The sequence below is a fragment of the Ruegeria sp. O6 genome (assembly GCF_056535045.1).
Map to the genome: position 1 here is coordinate 172960 of NZ_JBQERM010000003.1, position 15693 is coordinate 188652.

Consider the following 15693-nt stretch of genomic DNA (forward strand, 5'->3'; position numbering starts at 1 on the left):
GTCGTCGTCAAAACCCGGGCAGGGCAGCGGCCTTCCGGAGCACGGCCGAAACTGCATCCGTATAGCTTTCGCCGTCTTTTTCGTGACGTTCACCCGCGTGCACAATCAAAGGTGAGTGGAGGCGAAATGCCGCACGCCCTCCTTTGCGGGCGCGCAGAATGATCAGCTCAGCCTCTCGCCCTGTCCGTGGGCTTAGCGGCAACAACTCTACCGATCCCAGCAACCCCTGGCACGCTGCCAGCATGTCGGGCAGTCGATCGGCTTTCTGGATCATGTGCAGGTACCCTTTTGGCGCAAGGCGTTTGGCAGCCACTGCAATCCAGTCGGCCAACTGGGTGTCTTCGCTCAGGGCCACACTTCGTCCAGCATCCTTTGCAGGGCTATGCGCCCCCGCCCGATAATAGGGCGGATTCGCAATTACGTGATCGAACTGGCGCTGCCGAAACGCCTCAGGCAAAGCAGTCAGATCAGCTTGGACAACTTCCAGCTCTATCCGGTTGATTTCCGCATTTCTGCGGGCCAATTCCGCATAGGAAGGCTGTAGCTCGATACCTGTCAGGTGCAGACCGGGCACTCGGGAGGACAAGCAAAGAATGGCAGCCCCTGCGCCGCACCCCAGTTCCAACACGGACTGACCTGCGCTGGCCGGAACGGATGCGGCAAGCAATACCGGGTCGACCCCGGCACGATAACCCGACCGAGGTTGCAGCAATCGAACCCTGCCCCCCAAGAAATCATTGCAGCTGAGTTCGCTATCGGAAAACCGGGTCATCGGCCCAGCGGAATTTCATTGTCGCGCATCACACGTTCAGCACGGGTCAGGTCTTCGGCGCGAACCATCAGTCGGCGGGGAAAGATTCCGATCCCACCTTCGAGGATGCTCATATTTACGTCCATCTGAAAGCAGTCTATATCCTCGCCTTCAAGGAGAGCGGATGCAAAGGCCAGGATCGTCGGATCGGTACTGCGCAATAGTTCTTTCATGGGGATGGATGTAAGGGCAAGGCGGGGCGGAAGTCGAGCCTTGTATCAGGAGAATGATGACCGTCGGCATGATCTCAAAACCGCATGAGCGCCTCGCTGATATATTGGCGGGTGAAATGGAGGCTGTGAACACGTTGATCCGCACCCGGATGGCGTCGGACCATGCCCCACGTATCCCCGAAGTGACCCAGCATCTGGTCGAGGCGGGCGGAAAGCGCCTGCGCCCGATGCTGACATTGGCAGCGGCGCGGCTGTTTGGCTATTCGGGCGAGCACCATGTACGCCTTGCTGCCACGGTCGAGTTCATCCATACCGCCACCCTTCTGCACGACGACGTTGTGGATGAGAGCGCGCAGCGGCGCGGACGCCCGACCGCAAATCTACTTTGGGATAACAAATCCAGCGTGCTGGTCGGTGATTACCTGTTTTCCCGCAGCTTCCAATTGATGGTCGAAACGGGTTCGCTGCGGGTTCTGGATATCTTGGCTAATGCCTCAGCAACCATCGCCGAAGGCGAGGTGCTGCAAATGACCGCGGCAACCGACCTGCGTACAGATGAAAGCGTTTACCTACAGGTTGTGCGCGGCAAGACAGCAGCTTTGTTTTCAGCTGCGACCGAGGTGGGCGGCGTGATCGCCGGTGCATCGGAAGAACAGATCAAAGCTCTGTTCGATTATGGTGACGCATTGGGGATCGCATTCCAGATTGCGGACGACCTGCTGGATTATCAGGGTGACAGCAAGACAACCGGCAAAAATGTGGGCGATGATTTCCGCGAACGAAAGCTGACCCTGCCTGTCATCAAGGCTGTTGCACAGGCCACGCCCGAAGAGCGCGCTTTCTGGGAGCGCACGATCGAAAAGGGCCGCCAACAGGATGGCGATCTGGATCATGCGCTGGGCCTGATGGACAAATACGCAACGCTGGAAGAAACTCGGCAGGACGCATTGGGCTGGGCGAACAAGGCAAAGGCATCTTTGGATGTTCTACCTGATCATGAAATTCGCAGCCTGCTGCGCGAACTGGCCGATTACGTAGTCTCGCGCCTTAGTTAAGCTGCGTCGCGCGGCACCACCATTCAGGATGCTCCGCACCGATCTCATAGGCCGCGAAATGCGCGTCTTTCATTGTGGGGTACAGCGCATAACAGGTCGAGCCGGAGCCCGACATACGCGTTACAAGGGCACGATTGGTCATGTTCAACTCGTCCAGAACCTGCTCGATCTCACGTGCAACGCCCATGGCAGGTACCTGCAGGTCATTGCGTTGATCACGCAACCACAGGGCACAGACTTCAGCGTCTACAAAATCTGGGACTAACTCAGGCATCGGCGGATTGTCTCTGGACGACAATGCGTTGAAAACGGCATTTGTCGGCACCGGCACATTCGGGTTGACCAAAAGGGCGGGTAAGTGCGGAAGGTTCACCGCCGCCAAACGATCGCCAATGCCTTGCATTCTGATCGCCCGGCTTTCCAGGCAAACGGGCACATCTGCCCCCAGTGACAACGGCAAGTCAGGCGGGACGTCACATCCCTGCCCTGCCAATGTCCAAAGCGTGGCGGCCGCATCCGATGACCCACCCCCTATACCTGCCCCGTGGGGCAACGACTTGATCAGGTCTACATGCCCGGTCCAGCCGACGCCTTCGGCCGCTTTCCAGACCAGATTACGGTTGTCCGTGGGCACGCCTTCAGCAAACTCCCCAATCACGTCCATAGACAGCTCGGGGCCGGGTGTGAATGTCAACTGATCTCCCAGATCAGCAAAAACCACTAACGAATCCAACAGGTGATAACCGTCCTTACGACGTCCGGTCACATGGAGGGTCAGGTTGATCTTGGCGGGCGCAAACGCCTTAATTTCCATTTGCGACTTTCAAAGGTTCCGCACCCTCTTCGGCCAGAACGGCGCTTAGTCCGATTTCGATCTTGCGTCGAATGCGATCCGGGTCAGCCTCGCCATCCGTGTCTTCGGGGTCAACGAAGGACAGAGCCCGTTTCCACTGGAACTCGGCCTCGCGCGCACGTCCAACAGCCCAATAGACGTCCCCCAGATGATCATTGACGACCGGATCAACGGGCATCAGCTCGACCGCGCGCTCCATATGCTCGACCGCTTCTTCGTAACGACCCAGACGGAACAAAACCCAACCCAGACTATCCACGATGTAGCCACTATCCGGGCGGGCTTCGACCGCGCGTTGGATCATGTCCAGCGCTTCATCCAGCTTTTCTTTCCGTTCTACCAAAGAATAGCCCAAGTAGTTCAGCACCTGCGGCTGATCCGGATTCAACTCCAGCGCCCGGCGGAAATCGGTTTCAGCCTGATCCCACTGCTTCAGCCGCTCGTGGCTTATGCCGCGCGCGTAGTGCAGGAACCAATTCCCACCTGCCTGACTGTCCGTCAAAGCAATCGCAGTGTCGTAAGAGGCAACCGCAGCCGCATAGTTTTCCTGACGACGCTGAAGATCTGCCAGAGAAACATGCACGCTAGGCAAATCAGGGTTTTGCAGCGCCAGGTTTTGCAGAACTTCAATGGCCGCATCGGTTTTTCCGGATTTATCCAGGATTTCGGCCCGTCCAAGTTCTGCGGCATGGTGGTCATTGCTGCCTGCCGGGACCATACGATAGGCGGCAACAGCCAGATCATACTGTTGCAGCTTGTCCAGCAATTCCGCGCTCAGCAGAATGGCGTCCACGTGGTCAGGGCGCAGAAAGCTCGCCAGTCGTGCGTACAGCAGGACGTAGTCAGCCGAAGCCTCGCTGTTCAATGCGGCACCAACGGTAAAGAATATTTCCGCCATGCCATCCAGCGCAGAGCCCGCATGGGTGAACGGAAGCGTCTCGCCCGCGGTCAATTGGCCGGTATAGGCTTCAATGGTCGGATCGCTACCGGAAACAAACACATCGTCCAGAAATCGAATGGCGTCTTCGTTGCGATCCAGCTGTGACAGCACCTCTGTACGGGCCAGCGCGGCCCGACGCGAGAACCGCGCAACCGCGTCGTTATTATCCGCAAATATCACCTCGGCACCTTCGAAATCGCCGATAGAGGCCAATGCCATGGCTTTGTGATACAGCGCAAATTCCCTGAGGCCTTCCTGCGTGGCCACGGCATCGAACTGCTCCATGGCCTTTGTCATTTCACCTTGCCCCAGATGGGCCCATGCGATCATCAGTCCATCAACTAAAGGACCGATCCCCTGCGTTTCAGGGTCACGCGCCAGAAGTTCGTCAAACTTGCCGTCAGCAATCAAATTGGCCGAAATCGCCATGCGCGCGGCCTGACTGGGAAGGTTGGCTTCCTCGATCTGCTTTGCAACAGGCAAAGCACGGGCAATTTCCCCCAGCGCAAGGCGGGCGACAACAACGCTTTCCAAGAGCAGCGCGTTTTCCGGATCAAACCTGAGAGCCTGGGCGTAGTATCTTTCCGCCGCAGAATAGTCGCTTTCGTAGATCGCCTGACGCCCGGCCAGATATGAACCGGCACCCGAATCCGAATAGGCCGGAACTGCGACCGACGACATGAGCAGCACGGACAATGCCGCGCGACGAACCAGGGAAACCACCGAAATCCTGCCTTACTATCGTTGACTGACGGTTAAGCTAGGGCTTCGGTCGGCAAGAGGCAATGGCAGAGCCTTCACGACCCTGCCATTGCCGGTTTTTTGCTTACATGTTCGGATAGTTTGGTCCGTCGCCCCCCTGCGGTGTGGTCCAAGTGATATTCTGGCTTGGATCCTTGATGTCGCAGGTTTTGCAGTGAACGCAGTTCTGGAAGTTGATGACGAATCGCGGACCGTTGTCATCCTCGACCATTTCGTACACGCCTGCCGGGCAATAGCGCTGCGCCGGTTCGTCGAACTTGGGCAGGTTGACCTTGACCGGGATATCCGGGTCCGTCAGGCGCAGGTGGCAGGGCTGGCTTTCCTCGTGATTGGTTGCCGCAAAGGACACGTTGGTCAGACGGTCAAAGGACAGCGTGCCATCGGGCTTGGGATAATTGATCGGCTTGTGCTTGCTGGCTTCCTCGGTCGACTGGGCATCGTTCTTGCCATGTCCCAGCGTACCAAAGAGCGAAAAGCCCAATGTGTTGGTCCACATGTCCAGACCACCCAGCACCAGCGAAGGGATCATGCCCCACTTGGACCACATCGGCTTGACGTTGCGCACCTTCTTCAGGTCCTTGCCAATTGCGCCATTGCGGACATCGGCCTCGTAAGCGGTCAGCTCATCGCCTGAACGGTCAGCCTTGATCGCGTCATAAGCAGCCTCAGCCGCGGCCTTACCAGACAGCATCGCATTGTGGTTGCCCTTGATGCGCGGCACGTTGACCATGCCCGCGGAACAGCCCAGCAGCGCCACGCCCGGCGCCACCAGCTTGGGCATCGATTGAAGGCCGCCTTCGGTGATCGCACGGGCACCGTAAGCCACGCGCTTGCCGCCTTTCAGCAGCTCGGCCACCATCGGGTGATGCTTGAAGCGCTGGAATTCCATGTAGGGGTACAGGTGCGGGTTTTTGTAGTTCAGGTGAACCACAAAGCCGACATAGACCTGATTGTTTTCAAGATGATAGATGAACGACCCGCCGCCTGCGTTGCCGCCCAGAGGCCAGCCCATTGTGTGCGTGACCGTACCTTCCTTGTGCTTTGCCGGATCGATCTCCCAGATCTCTTTCATGCCGACGCCGTATTTCTGCGGCTCTTTGCCGGCAGACAAGTCGTATTTGGCGATGACTTCCTTGGACAGTGAGCCGCGCACACCTTCCGACAGGAAGACGTATTTGCCGTGCAATTCCATACCCGGCTCGGTGTTGGGGCCATAAGAGCCGTCCGCTTCCAGACCAAAGACACCGGCCACTACGCCTTTGACTTCACCGTTATCGCCGTAAACCAGTTCGGAACAGGCCATGCCGGGGAAGATTTCCACGCCCAGTTCCTCGGCCTGCTCGGCCATCCAGCGGCAAACATTGCCCATCGAAACGATGTAGTTGCCATGGTTGTTCATCAGCGGCGGCATCGGGAAGTTGGGGATGCGGATCTTGCCTGCCTCGCCCAGCATGTAGAAATTGTCTTCATGCACCGGCACGTTCAGCGGAGCACCCTTAGCCTTCCAATCCGGGATCAAAGCATCCAGCCCGCAGGGATCGAGAACTGCGCCAGACAGGATATGAGCGCCCACTTCCGAGCCCTTTTCCAGAACGACAACGTTCAGATCCGCATCCAGCTGTTTCAGACGAATGGCCGCCGACAGGCCCGCAGGACCTGCGCCTACGATCACCACGTCATATTCCATTGCTTCGCGTTCAATCTCGGCCATCGCGGGCTCCCTAGCTTACTTTCCGAATTGGCGCTGTCACTGCAGGATCTGCGCAATTTTGTTTCACGGCTGATTACATGGTCAGTAAGACTTTGGTCAATCGAAACACGGCGTAACAAGGGCGCTATTCGACACATCAGTCCTCTGGTGCATCACCCATAAGGTATCTGGGACCGCTACCATGGGATTTTGCCCTGTCATCGGGGTTATAAAGCTTGCATTTCGGCAAGCTGAGGCACCCACACCCGATGCAGCCGTCCAGATTGTCGCGCAATCGCATCAGTGTATCGATTCGCTGATCCAGATGAGTGCGCAACCGCACGCTTATGGCTTTCCAATCCTGTGGTGTCGGTGTTCGCTTTCCCGGCAAGCCCGACAAGACCTCGCGAATTTCAGGCAAGGTCAGGCCGAACTGCTGTGCGATCATGACAAAGCTCAGCCGCCGGATATCTGCCCGCTGGTAACGTCGCTGCCCACCTGCATTGCGCCAGGGCGCGATCAAACCCTGTGCTTCGTAATACCGGATCGCCGAAACGGCCAACCCCGTACGTCGGGCCAATGCCCCGATTGCCAACCCTTCTGAAACAGCCATGTCGCCCTCGAAGAAATACCTTGACCTAAAGTTAGGTTTAGAAATTACGGTGAGTCGAAACAAGCCAAAAAAGGAGATCCCATGATGGCAACGCTTGAACATACCAATTTCACTGTCAGCGACCCACAGGCCTCGGCCGCCTGGATGCAGCAGGTCTTTGGCTGGAAAACACGGTGGGAAGGACCCGCAATATCAGGCGGATACACGGTGCATGTCGGATCGGCCCACACCTATCTTGCGCTTTACAAACCAGATGCGCCGAAACCATTGGTCGAAAGCAGCTACGATATCGTCGGCGGGCTGAATCATGTTGGTGTTCTGGTCGAAGATATCGATGCAACCGAGGCCAAGGTGCGCAAGGCCGGGTTCGAACCCCATAATCATGCCGATTACGAACCGGGTCGTCGGTTCTATTTCAGGGATGACAACGGCATCGAGTTTGAAGTGGTTCAATATGATTGAGATGCTGTGGCTCTGCACGCCTTCAAAGCGATGGTGCAAGGGTGGGCAACCGGACCATCGCCATAGGCCACACCCGAAACAATCCCGCCGGCGCAATGTTGCAAATTGATCGCTGCACCTGCTGACACCCCTTGCAATTCACGTGGTATTTGGGTCAGGTAATCGTCAACCTAGGACTCGCCCCGACGCTTCTGTGCGGCGGGGCGAGTCAGTTTATGCGTGGACGTAGAGAGTATGGAAAAGATCCCGATGACGCCTGCGGGCAATGCCGCACTCGCAGCTGAGCTGAAGAACCTCAAATCCGTCGAACGCCCTGCGATCATCGAAGCCATCGCATCGGCGCGAGAACTTGGCGACCTGAAAGAAAACGCCGAATATCATTCAGCCCGCGAAAAGCAGGGGTTTATCGAAGGTCGCATCAAGGAACTGGAAGGTATCCTGTCACTGGCGGATGTAATTGACCCTGCAAAACTGTCTGGCGCGATCAAGTTTGGCGCAAAGGTTACATTGGTTGACGAGGATACCGACGAAGAAAAGACGTGGCAGATCGTCGGTGAATATGAAGCCAATATCGAAGCTGGCCTTTTGAATATCAAATCCCCCATCGCCCGCGCCCTGATCGGCAAGGACGAAGGTGACAGTGTCGAGGTGCGCACCCCTGGCGGCGTGCGCTCTTATGAAATTCTGAGTATCAAGTACGCCTGACCGGAGCGCATGTAATGTCGGGGCCCAAACCTGACCCGGAAACTGAAAGACCGACTTCGCTGGGCATCTATGACCGCCCAAAGGCGCCGTCTGTCACCGAGATTGAGATTGCCGCACTGGTGCTCAGCCTGATTTGGCTGGTGGTGTCGGTTGTTTTTCTGGTGTTGCCAGATAAGGCGCAGAGCGGTGGTTTTGTTGTCACCTTTCTGGCCGTTTTCATGCCTGTGGCGATGATCTGGGTCGCGGCCACTGCCATGCGTGCCAGCCGCGTGATGCGCGAGGAAAGCGCGCGGCTGCAAACTGCGATTGATGCGATCCGCCAGGCTTATGTGGCGCAGCAGCAGCGCGCATCCAGCACCTACGAACCTGCGGTAGCAAAGAAACTGGATGAGATCGCAGCCGCGACGCGAAAAACCGAAAGCGCGCTGGCAACATTTTCGACCAAGCGCACAACGCCCCCTTATGCCCCTGCAAAACCACTCGTTGCGGGTGCTCAAACCTCGCTTGAACTGGGCACGTCTGCGGAAGAAATTGCGCCTCCGCTGAGCACCGATATCTTTATCCGCGCCTTGAACTTCCCGGAAACTCAGAATGACACCGAAGGGTTCAACGCCCTGCGCGTGGCGCTGAAAGACCGCAAGACGGCGCAGATCGTGCAAGCCTCGCAGGATGTTCTTACACTGCTCAGCCAGGAAGGCATCTATATGGACGACCTGCGCCCTGACATGGCCCGGCCCGAAATCTGGCGTCAGTTCGCGCAGGGCACGCGGGGTCGCGCCGTTGCCGCGCTGGGGGGTGTACGCGACAGGTCTTCGCTGGCGCTGACAGCTGCGCGGATGAAACAGGATCCCATTTTCCGCGACGCCGCCCACCATTTTCTTCGCCGCTTCGACAAGATGATGGCCGAGTTCGAGCCCACCGCAAGCGATGCAGAACTGAGCGCTTTGGGTGAGACCCGCACCGCGCGGGCGTTCATGTTGCTGGGGCGCGTGGCCGGGACGTTTGATTAATCAGGCAAAACGATCCAAGACATCTTGGTCGCGCTGCTGAAACCAAACAAGTAACTTAAAGGCCCGGTTTTTTCTTCACCCACAGGCCGAAATCCTTCGCGCTTGTATAAAGCGCGGGCGCGGGGATTTGTGTCGATAACGTCAAGCTGAACCACTGACATGTTTTGTTTCCGCGCCTCACGCTTAACGGCATCCAGCAAGGCCGTACCAACGCCTTTTCCACGCGAGCCCGCGGCCACAAATATGCCATCCATCTGAAACACACCGGGTTTCAGTTCGCGTTCCAAAATGCTGAGGATGAGGGCCCGCCAAATGGCCCCAAACCAGCCATAGACCTTTGCTAGGTCTGACATTCTGCCTCCGGCCAATGCACCATCGCGTGTCTTGAAACCTGCAAGCCCCAAAATCCGGTCTTCCTTGTCCCGTGCAACAAGCGCGAAATCCGGGTTCAACGAAGTTTCGAAGAAAGCCAGCCCCTTTTCATCCGGACCCATGACTTTGTTCAGTTTCGCCGAAAATGCCTGCCAGAACAGGGTCGCCACCAGTGGGCGTTCCGCATCAGAAAAACCGCGTGAGACCGTGATTTTCACAACCCAAAACTGCCATACGGGATAAACCGAACCATATCCCCGGGTTGGATATGCCGGGCACCATCTTCTATTTCGACCAGCCCTTCGGCCCAGCTGAGCCCGCTGATCCGGCCTGATCCTTCTGACTTGAAGACTACAACCCGGCCTTCCCGTATGCGCGCGCGCAGGTATTCGCGGCGGCCCGGTTTCTTGCGCTTTTCAAAGGCAGCGGGCACTTCGAACCCTTGCGGCTTGATCCAGCCTTCGCCAGACATCAGGCCCAGCGCCGGTCGCGCAAAGATCAAGGTGCAGACCAAGGCGGCAACGGGATTGCCGGGCAGTCCAAAGACCGGAGTTCCGGACCACAACCCCAAAGCCAGAGGGCGACCGGGTTTCAAGGCGATCCGCCAATGTTGCATCGCCCCCGCCTGGCGCAGCAAGGCAGATACGTGGTCTTCGTCACCAGCAGATGCGCCACCACTCGTCAGTATCACATCTGCCTGTTCCGCAGCCTGGTCCAGCCGTTCCCGCAGGGCATCCCGATCATCTGACACACGCCCCATATCCACAGGTACAAACCCCAATCTCTCGACCAGAGACAGAAGCATCGGGCGGTTGGCGTCGAATATCTGACCCGGTCCGGCGCACTCTCCGGCGTCGACCAGTTCATCACCGGTCGATACCACGGCGACACGCAGCGGTTTGCGCACCTTCACCTCGGCAATGCCCAAAGCGGTGAGCAGCGCAAGATCAGCCGGTGTCAATCGGCGCCCTGTAGGCAGGGCCAGATCGCCCGCGGCCACATCCTCGCCCACTTGCCTGGTATTCGCCCCCTGTTTCAGCGGACCATGGAATGCGATATGCCCGTCTTTTACTGTGACATCCTCTTCCAGAATAACCGTATCCACTCCGTCAGGCAGCGCGGCACCCGTCAGAACGCGCACTGCCTGACCCTCGGGAACATCACCGTCGAACGGGATACCGGCTGCAGCACGCCCATCGACCAGCGGCAGGACCTGTGGCCCATCTGAAACCGGACCAGCGAACCCGAACCCATCCACGGCTGTATTCGGCTGCGGCGGGTTGGAACGTTGGGCTATCACATCCTCTGCCAGAATGCGCCCACTCGCCTTGTTCAGCGCGACCACCTCGACCGAGGTAATCGGATGCAACCTGTCGCGCAAACAGGCCAAGGCGTCATCAACCGGCGTCCACTCCACACCCGCTGGCAGCGCAAAACAGTCGTTGCGCAACGGTGGCGGGGCTATGTTCGGCTTGTTCTGTGTAACACCCAAAATCCAGCCTTCCTCTGCCGCTGAAACATCTAATTGCGCATTCAACTCCTGCTCTGTCAAACGCGACAGAGTCAAGGCGACCTGTTCGACCTGCCAGGCATCCTTGATCCGCCCGTCCGGTGGCGCACCCAAGGTGAGCGACGGCCAGATTTCCACAAAGGCGACGGGTTTATCCAACGGCTCGAACGGCCAGACCGCGACTTGTCCGGCAAAGCGATGGCGGAGCCTGCTCAGAACTGGAAGCCCCATCATCACCTGCCCACCGACCGCGCCGGCACCCGCCATCTGCCAGCAGGTGAAACTGCCTTTTGCCAAGGCTTCAACCGCACGTCGGTCGGAAAACGGATTGGAATAGCCCGTTTTGGTTCTCGGCAAACCATCAATGTCACGCCCGAGGCCATTCATCCAAAATGGGCCTCTTCCTCCGAATTGTCGATTGATCCGGCCTGCCAAGTCGAAACGATTGTTCGTTTTCGAACTGTCCTCGACATGCTGTTTGAACCAGTCCCACAAGGTCAAGGGGTCATCCGTACCGGTCATCGCGCGGGCAAAACCCTTCGGGTATCCAAAAGGGAAATCAAACCCCAGAAACAGGCGGCGACCTGCCTTCAGTTCGGTGCAGATCAGGGCATCCAGCCACGCTTCGGCAAGCGCCCGGTTGCGCAGGTATTCGGGTTCCTGTGCCTGCCCTTCACGCACAATACAGACCCAGATCGCGTCTTTGCGCGGCGTTGGTCCTGTGTCATTTCCACCAGACCAGTCCACCATGGCAAAGGTCTGGAACAGGGTCACAAACCGACCTCATCTAATATGAAGTCCGCGATCCTGACTGTGTCGTTCAGGTCGAAAACCGGGCGATCCAGTTCCAGCGCCGTGTCGCTGGCAACGGCTCGAACGGTATCGTTTTCAATCGCGATCAGAGGGTTTCCTGCCTCGGCGCGAAACGCCTCGATCTTTGGGTGGCCTTCCCGTTTGAAGCCTTCAACCAGCACCAGATCAACCGGAGAAAGCCGCGCCAGCAGTTCGCCCAATGGCGGCTCGGGTGCGCCGCGCAGCTCCTGCATCAAAGCGATGCGCTGCCCCGACGCAAGCAACACCTCGCTCGCGCCAGCAACGCGGTGACGATGACTGTCCGTGCCCGGCTGGTCCACATCGACGCCGTGATGCGCGTGTTTGACGGTTGAGACGGTAAAGCCCCGCCCCATGATCTCGGCCACCAGCCGTTCCATCAGCCCTGTTTTGCCTGCGTTTTTCCAGCCAGTGACGCCGTAGACTCTCATACCTGCTCCAACAATGTCCGGGCGCGGTCCAGATCGTCAGGCGTATTTACATTGAAGAACGGATCAAACGGGTCAGCCTGAAACAAAGCCTCGCGCCCGTCATGTTTATCAGTCCACAGCACGACCTTGCGCAACCCGTCCGTCAGAGCCGCCCGCAGATCATCGCGCAACGCCACAGGCCAGAGCCCAAAGGTCGGGTGCCGGTTGACCCGCCTGCCCCCACCGGATTTCAGCGCCTCGTCGCCCGTTCGCGGAGTAGTGGCCAAGACCAGAGGATGCACCTGCCCCGCTGCCGCCTCTTGCAGGCGCGCCACCAGATCACGTGGGAAGAACGGTGTATCTGCGGCAGCCGTTACGATGCTGTCGGCCCCCTGGTCTGCCGCCCAATCGAGCCCCGCCAGAACACCGGCCAAAGGGCCAGCGAAGCCTTCGATCGAGTCAGGCAGAACGGGTAGCGTCAGATCGCTGAAACGCTCGGGGTCGCCATTTGCGTTCAGGGCCAAACCATCGACTTGCGGAGACAGCCGGTCAACGACATGGGACAGCAAGCTCTGCCCACCAATCTGCAATAGACCTTTGTCACCGCCGCCCATCCGGGTGGCCTGCCCGCCTGCGAGGATGACGCCGAGGGGTTTCCTGTTTTCATCACTCATTGGCTACTCTTCCGCCGGTGTTTCCTGTCTTCGGCCACAACCGTCGACGGGTCCACATCACGAACCAACCGTTCCTCACCAGAAAGACAAACAAAGCGCTGTCCTCGCATCCGACCGATCAGCGTAAGGCCTACCTCACGCGCGATCTCAACACCCCAGGCGGTGAAGCCGGAACGGGACGCCAATACGGGAATGCCCATCATCGCCGTTTTGATCACCATCTCGGATGTCAGGCGACCGGTGGTATAAAGGATTTTGTCCTCTGCCGTCGCCCCCTCGGACAGCATCCAGCCTGCGATCTTGTCGACAGCGTTATGGCGACCCACGTCTTCCATATAAACCAGCGGGCGGTTTTCCCGGCACAAGACAGTCCCATGAATTGCCCCGGCTTCAAGATACAGCGACGGGGTGCGGTTGATCTTGGCCACCAGTTCGTAAAGCCACGAGGTCCGCACCTGCACTTGCGGCAGCTGAACGCCCTCAAGGCCCTCCATCATGTCCCCAAACACCGTTCCGACAGCGCAGCCACTGGTGCGTGTCTTTTTCTTCAACTTGTCTTCGTACGAAGTCGCGCGTGCGGTGCGGACAACTACGGTTTCAAGATCATCATCGTAATCGACACGGGTAATCTCATCACTAGCCAGCAGCATGCCCTGATTTCGCAGAAAACCCAGCGCCAGATATTCGGGATAGTCGCCAATGGTCATCGCCGTCACAATTTCCTGCGCGTTGAGGAAGATCGTCAGTGGGCGCTCTTCAACCACTGAAATCTGACTGACCTCGCCATTCTGGTCCACCCCCTCGACCGCACGGGTCAGGCGGGCCGCGCCCGGATCAGGAGCGATTACATAGTCTGACACGTCGGTTTCGGTGACCAATTGCAACCCCTCCACAAGACCGATACTGCTGCTGGCGTCACCATAGGATTTAGCCATGGCCTCTGCCACATCCAAGTCATACTTCTGGAAAGGTTTTCGCGACGGCACACCGTTTGTCTTCGTGGCTGTGCCTTTTGGTCTGTTGTTCGGTGTCTTCTCGACAGAAGCCGGGTTGAATATCGTGCAGACCATCGCCTTTTCCATCACCGTTTTTGCAGGCGCTGCGCAGTTTACAGCTCTGCAACTTCTGCAGGATGAAACGCCGACAATCATCGTTTTGATCTCAGCCCTGGCAGTGAACCTGCGGGTTGCGATGTATTCTGCATCACTGACGCCGTTTCTGGGTGCCGCGCCCTTGTGGCAGAGAGCATGTGCGGCTTACCTGATCGTTGATCAGTCTTACGCCTGTTCAATCGCGCAGTTCGAAAAAGAGCCTGATCTGACGATCCCCCAGCGAATGGCCTATTTCCTGGGTTCGGTCACTCCGATCACACCGCTGTGGGTTTTGGGAACCTGTCTGGGTGCCGTGCTGGGTGCTCAAATACCGGAAAGTTGGGCGCTGGACTTTGCCCTGCCGATCACCTTTCTGGCGATGATTGGGCCAATGATGCGTACGCTGGCCCATGTCATCGCCGCCCTGGTCGCCATTGTTGTTGCCCTGCTGACCGTGAGTGTGCCGTTCAATCTGGGCCTGCTGATCGCGGGCGCAGCAGGGATGATGGCCGGTGCGCAGGCGGAATTGATGCTAAAGCGGAACACGCTATGAACCAGATCGATCAGACAACAATATGGATCATCATCGCGGGTCTTGCGGTGGGCAGCTATGCTTTGCGCTTTACCTTCATCGGTCTCGTCGGTGATCGCCCGATGCCGCCCTGGTTGTTACGTCACCTTCGATATACAGCCGTGGCCATCCTGCCCGCACTGATCGCGCCGCTGGTGGTTTGGCCTGCAGCCACCGAAGGACAACCGGATATACCCCGTATGTCGGCCGCAGCGGTTGCACTGTCTGTGGGCATTCTAACCAAGAATGTGCTGGCCGCCATCTTTACCGGGGCGGCAACACTTTACATATTGCTGTATTTAGTTGGATGAAGCCGCGTCCAGCTGGTTCAGGCGCGCATTGTTGAACGCCAGTCCCTTTTGCAGGTCCGCGTCGTCGTTTTCACGGTACTCCGCCGTTTGAACGCCTTGCAGCGCTCCAAACTGATCCGACAGTTTGACCGGATAGAATGTGGTCGTGATCTGTTCGAACCCCGGAACCTGCTGCAACAGCTGCGAGGTAGAGTTCGCACAGAATGCACCAGCCACTGGGCCCATCTGCTTGGCCAGTTGCAATGCAATTTCGGCCTGTTGCGGAGTGACCTCGATCGTCTGGATGCGCGCATAATGTGTTTCGCGGGCGTGGCTGCTGCGATACGCACGTTCGACATTCGGGGTAATACCGTACAGCACATCGTTCCTGATCGGTACAACATCCGCCCGGAACGACCCTGCCGGGTCGAAAATAACCCGCTCACTGCCGCTGATCATCAACGACGTATGCGCGCCCGAACCGGTCCGGGTGCTGATCATCGTGTACAAGGTCAGGGTCGATGGTCCCGGATCGCGATAGGAACGGGACGTTATTTCAGTCTGATCCGCTTGCGGGCGCTGTGATGCAGCGCAACCAGCCAGCGTTGCGGCCACAAGGCACGCAGTCAATATCCTGAGCAAAGCCGCCCCCGAATTGCTTACGAGGCGAAAACTGCCAGGAACAGGCACAACAAGGCGATCGCGACCACACACCAGGTGGTGGCTTTGATGAAACCGTTGAAAGTTTTGGTTTGAACGTCGATGTTCATTTCGCCGTGCTTGTATTCAGCCATGAGTCTCAGAATCCCAATTCGCGTGTTTGATTTGTTGGATAATGGAAAACAAAACGCCTGTCACCACGTCATTCGC

General features: G+C 57.9%; 19 protein-coding genes. 6 read left to right on the forward strand and 13 right to left on the reverse strand.

The features are described 5' to 3' along the window. Positions 1–7 precede the first annotated feature (7 nt). Both ACR0DY_RS06155 and ACR0DY_RS06160 read right to left on the reverse strand, forming a co-directional pair. Positions 8–772: a tRNA1(Val) (adenine(37)-N6)-methyltransferase gene (locus tag ACR0DY_RS06155; RefSeq protein WP_480897951.1), complete on the reverse strand. Its 765-nt coding sequence runs from the start codon at positions 770–772 to the stop codon at positions 8–10. Beyond that, entirely contained in the window at positions 769–984 is a 216-nt protein-coding gene (locus ACR0DY_RS06160; RefSeq protein WP_050604033.1) for a putative signal transducing protein, read from the reverse strand. Before ACR0DY_RS06160 ends, ACR0DY_RS06155 begins: the two co-directional genes overlap by 4 nt. A gap of 56 nt (positions 985–1040) precedes the next feature. Between ACR0DY_RS06160 and ACR0DY_RS06165 the strand changes: the two genes are divergently transcribed. Then, entirely contained in the window at positions 1041–2039 is a 999-nt protein-coding gene (locus ACR0DY_RS06165) for a polyprenyl synthetase family protein (RefSeq protein ID WP_480545987.1), read from the forward strand. Here the strand turns inward: ACR0DY_RS06165 and ACR0DY_RS06170 are convergent. The 4 genes from ACR0DY_RS06170 to soxR form a co-directional block, all read right to left on the reverse strand. Beyond that, complete coding sequence (locus tag ACR0DY_RS06170) at positions 2032–2853, reverse strand: 4-(cytidine 5'-diphospho)-2-C-methyl-D-erythritol kinase (RefSeq protein WP_480545887.1); 822 nt, start codon at positions 2851–2853, stop codon at positions 2032–2034. The genes ACR0DY_RS06165 and ACR0DY_RS06170 overlap by 8 nt on opposite strands. Continuing rightward, positions 2843–4513 (reverse strand): tetratricopeptide repeat protein, encoded by a 1671-nt coding sequence (locus tag ACR0DY_RS06175; RefSeq protein WP_480545985.1) that lies wholly within the window; start codon positions 4511–4513, stop codon positions 2843–2845. The genes ACR0DY_RS06170 and ACR0DY_RS06175 overlap by 11 nt, the downstream gene beginning before the upstream one ends. Positions 4514–4658: 145 nt before the next feature. Further along, positions 4659–6305 carry an electron transfer flavoprotein-ubiquinone oxidoreductase gene (locus tag ACR0DY_RS06180; RefSeq protein WP_480483095.1) on the reverse strand — a complete coding sequence of 549 codons (1647 nt, stop codon included), beginning with the start codon at positions 6303–6305 and terminating at the stop codon, positions 4659–4661. A gap of 136 nt (positions 6306–6441) precedes the next feature. Next, positions 6442–6897, reverse strand: coding sequence for a redox-sensitive transcriptional activator SoxR (gene soxR / locus ACR0DY_RS06185; RefSeq protein ID WP_209598669.1), 456 nt, complete (start codon positions 6895–6897; stop codon positions 6442–6444). Between the two features lie 81 nt (positions 6898–6978). Between soxR and ACR0DY_RS06190 the strand changes: the two genes are divergently transcribed. From ACR0DY_RS06190 to ACR0DY_RS06200, 3 genes are all read left to right on the forward strand, one after another. Then, positions 6979–7359, forward strand: coding sequence for a VOC family protein (locus tag ACR0DY_RS06190; protein ID WP_209598670.1), 381 nt, complete (start codon positions 6979–6981; stop codon positions 7357–7359). Positions 7360–7593: 234 nt separating this feature from the next. Beyond that, the gene (gene greA / locus ACR0DY_RS06195; RefSeq protein ID WP_209506599.1) at positions 7594–8064 is read left to right on the forward strand and encodes a transcription elongation factor GreA; all 471 of its coding nucleotides are present in this window, start codon (positions 7594–7596) and stop codon (positions 8062–8064) included. Positions 8065–8078: 14 nt separating this feature from the next. Beyond that, complete coding sequence (locus tag ACR0DY_RS06200) at positions 8079–9074, forward strand: hypothetical protein (protein ID WP_480483093.1); 996 nt, start codon at positions 8079–8081, stop codon at positions 9072–9074. Here the strand turns inward: ACR0DY_RS06200 and ACR0DY_RS06205 are convergent. Genes ACR0DY_RS06205 through fdhD form a run of 5 tightly spaced genes read right to left on the reverse strand, consistent with a single transcriptional unit; the run spans position 9071 to position 13806 of the window. Continuing rightward, complete coding sequence (locus ACR0DY_RS06205; protein ID WP_480483091.1) at positions 9071–9664, reverse strand: GNAT family N-acetyltransferase; 594 nt, start codon at positions 9662–9664, stop codon at positions 9071–9073. The two genes, ACR0DY_RS06200 and ACR0DY_RS06205, sit on opposite strands and share 4 nt — an antisense overlap. Further along, complete coding sequence (locus ACR0DY_RS06210; protein ID WP_480539015.1) at positions 9661–11730, reverse strand: molybdenum cofactor synthesis domain-containing protein; 2070 nt, start codon at positions 11728–11730, stop codon at positions 9661–9663. Before ACR0DY_RS06210 ends, ACR0DY_RS06205 begins: the two co-directional genes overlap by 4 nt. After that, complete coding sequence (gene mobB, locus ACR0DY_RS06215) at positions 11727–12218, reverse strand: molybdopterin-guanine dinucleotide biosynthesis protein B (RefSeq protein WP_480483087.1); 492 nt, start codon at positions 12216–12218, stop codon at positions 11727–11729. Before mobB ends, ACR0DY_RS06210 begins: the two co-directional genes overlap by 4 nt. Next, positions 12215–12871 carry a molybdenum cofactor guanylyltransferase MobA gene (gene mobA / locus ACR0DY_RS06220; RefSeq protein WP_209506605.1) on the reverse strand — a complete coding sequence of 219 codons (657 nt, stop codon included), beginning with the start codon at positions 12869–12871 and terminating at the stop codon, positions 12215–12217. The genes mobB and mobA overlap by 4 nt, the downstream gene beginning before the upstream one ends. Further along, positions 12868–13806 carry a formate dehydrogenase accessory sulfurtransferase FdhD gene (fdhD, locus tag ACR0DY_RS06225; protein WP_480483085.1) on the reverse strand — a complete coding sequence of 313 codons (939 nt, stop codon included), beginning with the start codon at positions 13804–13806 and terminating at the stop codon, positions 12868–12870. The genes mobA and fdhD overlap by 4 nt, the downstream gene beginning before the upstream one ends. Here fdhD and ACR0DY_RS06230 point away from each other — a divergent pair. Both ACR0DY_RS06230 and ACR0DY_RS06235 read left to right on the forward strand, forming a co-directional pair. Next, positions 13805–14515 carry an AzlC family ABC transporter permease gene (locus ACR0DY_RS06230; RefSeq protein ID WP_480483082.1) on the forward strand — a complete coding sequence of 237 codons (711 nt, stop codon included), beginning with the start codon at positions 13805–13807 and terminating at the stop codon, positions 14513–14515. The two genes, fdhD and ACR0DY_RS06230, sit on opposite strands and share 2 nt — an antisense overlap. After that, positions 14512–14844, forward strand: coding sequence for an AzlD domain-containing protein (locus tag ACR0DY_RS06235; RefSeq protein WP_267364537.1), 333 nt, complete (start codon positions 14512–14514; stop codon positions 14842–14844). The genes ACR0DY_RS06230 and ACR0DY_RS06235 overlap by 4 nt, the downstream gene beginning before the upstream one ends. On the opposite strand, the gene ACR0DY_RS06240 is transcribed toward ACR0DY_RS06235, so the two are convergent. Together ACR0DY_RS06240 and ACR0DY_RS06245 are read right to left on the reverse strand one after the other, a co-directional pair. After that, the gene (locus tag ACR0DY_RS06240) at positions 14833–15465 is read right to left on the reverse strand and encodes a hypothetical protein (protein ID WP_480475007.1); all 633 of its coding nucleotides are present in this window, start codon (positions 15463–15465) and stop codon (positions 14833–14835) included. The genes ACR0DY_RS06235 and ACR0DY_RS06240 overlap by 12 nt on opposite strands. A 17-nt stretch (positions 15466–15482) precedes the next feature. Beyond that, positions 15483–15617: an aa3-type cytochrome c oxidase subunit IV gene (locus tag ACR0DY_RS06245; protein ID WP_267364539.1), complete on the reverse strand. Its 135-nt coding sequence runs from the start codon at positions 15615–15617 to the stop codon at positions 15483–15485. Between the last annotated feature and the right edge of the window lie 76 nt (positions 15618–15693).

Bases quoted from the DNA above. Each gene is read 5' to 3' on its own strand.
- greA (WP_209506599.1), top strand. From the start codon at position 7,594: ATGGAAAAGATCCCGATGACGCCTGCGGGCAATGCCGCACTCGCAGCT.
- ACR0DY_RS06165 (WP_480545987.1), top strand. From the start codon at position 1,041: ATGACCGTCGGCATGATCTCAAAACCGCATGAGCGCCTCGCTGATATA.
- ACR0DY_RS06245 (WP_267364539.1), bottom strand. From the start codon at position 15,617: ATGGCTGAATACAAGCACGGCGAAATGAACATCGACGTTCAAACCAAA.
- fdhD (WP_480483085.1), bottom strand. From the start codon at position 13,806: ATGGCTAAATCCTATGGTGACGCCAGCAGCAGTATCGGTCTTGTGGAG.
- soxR (WP_209598669.1), bottom strand. From the start codon at position 6,897: ATGGCTGTTTCAGAAGGGTTGGCAATCGGGGCATTGGCCCGACGTACG.
- ACR0DY_RS06230 (WP_480483082.1), top strand. From the start codon at position 13,805: ATGGCCTCTGCCACATCCAAGTCATACTTCTGGAAAGGTTTTCGCGAC.
- ACR0DY_RS06180 (WP_480483095.1), bottom strand. From the start codon at position 6,305: ATGGCCGAGATTGAACGCGAAGCAATGGAATATGACGTGGTGATCGTA.
- ACR0DY_RS06235 (WP_267364537.1), top strand. From the start codon at position 14,512: ATGAACCAGATCGATCAGACAACAATATGGATCATCATCGCGGGTCTT.
- ACR0DY_RS06190 (WP_209598670.1), top strand. From the start codon at position 6,979: ATGATGGCAACGCTTGAACATACCAATTTCACTGTCAGCGACCCACAG.
- ACR0DY_RS06175 (WP_480545985.1), bottom strand. From the start codon at position 4,513: ATGTCGTCGGTCGCAGTTCCGGCCTATTCGGATTCGGGTGCCGGTTCA.
- mobA (WP_209506605.1), bottom strand. From the start codon at position 12,871: ATGAGTGATGAAAACAGGAAACCCCTCGGCGTCATCCTCGCAGGCGGG.
- mobB (WP_480483087.1), bottom strand. From the start codon at position 12,218: ATGAGAGTCTACGGCGTCACTGGCTGGAAAAACGCAGGCAAAACAGGG.
- ACR0DY_RS06170 (WP_480545887.1), bottom strand. From the start codon at position 2,853: ATGGAAATTAAGGCGTTTGCGCCCGCCAAGATCAACCTGACCCTCCAT.
- ACR0DY_RS06160 (WP_050604033.1), bottom strand. From the start codon at position 984: ATGAAAGAACTATTGCGCAGTACCGATCCGACGATCCTGGCCTTTGCA.
- ACR0DY_RS06200 (WP_480483093.1), top strand. From the start codon at position 8,079: ATGTCGGGGCCCAAACCTGACCCGGAAACTGAAAGACCGACTTCGCTG.
- ACR0DY_RS06155 (WP_480897951.1), bottom strand. From the start codon at position 772: ATGACCCGGTTTTCCGATAGCGAACTCAGCTGCAATGATTTCTTGGGG.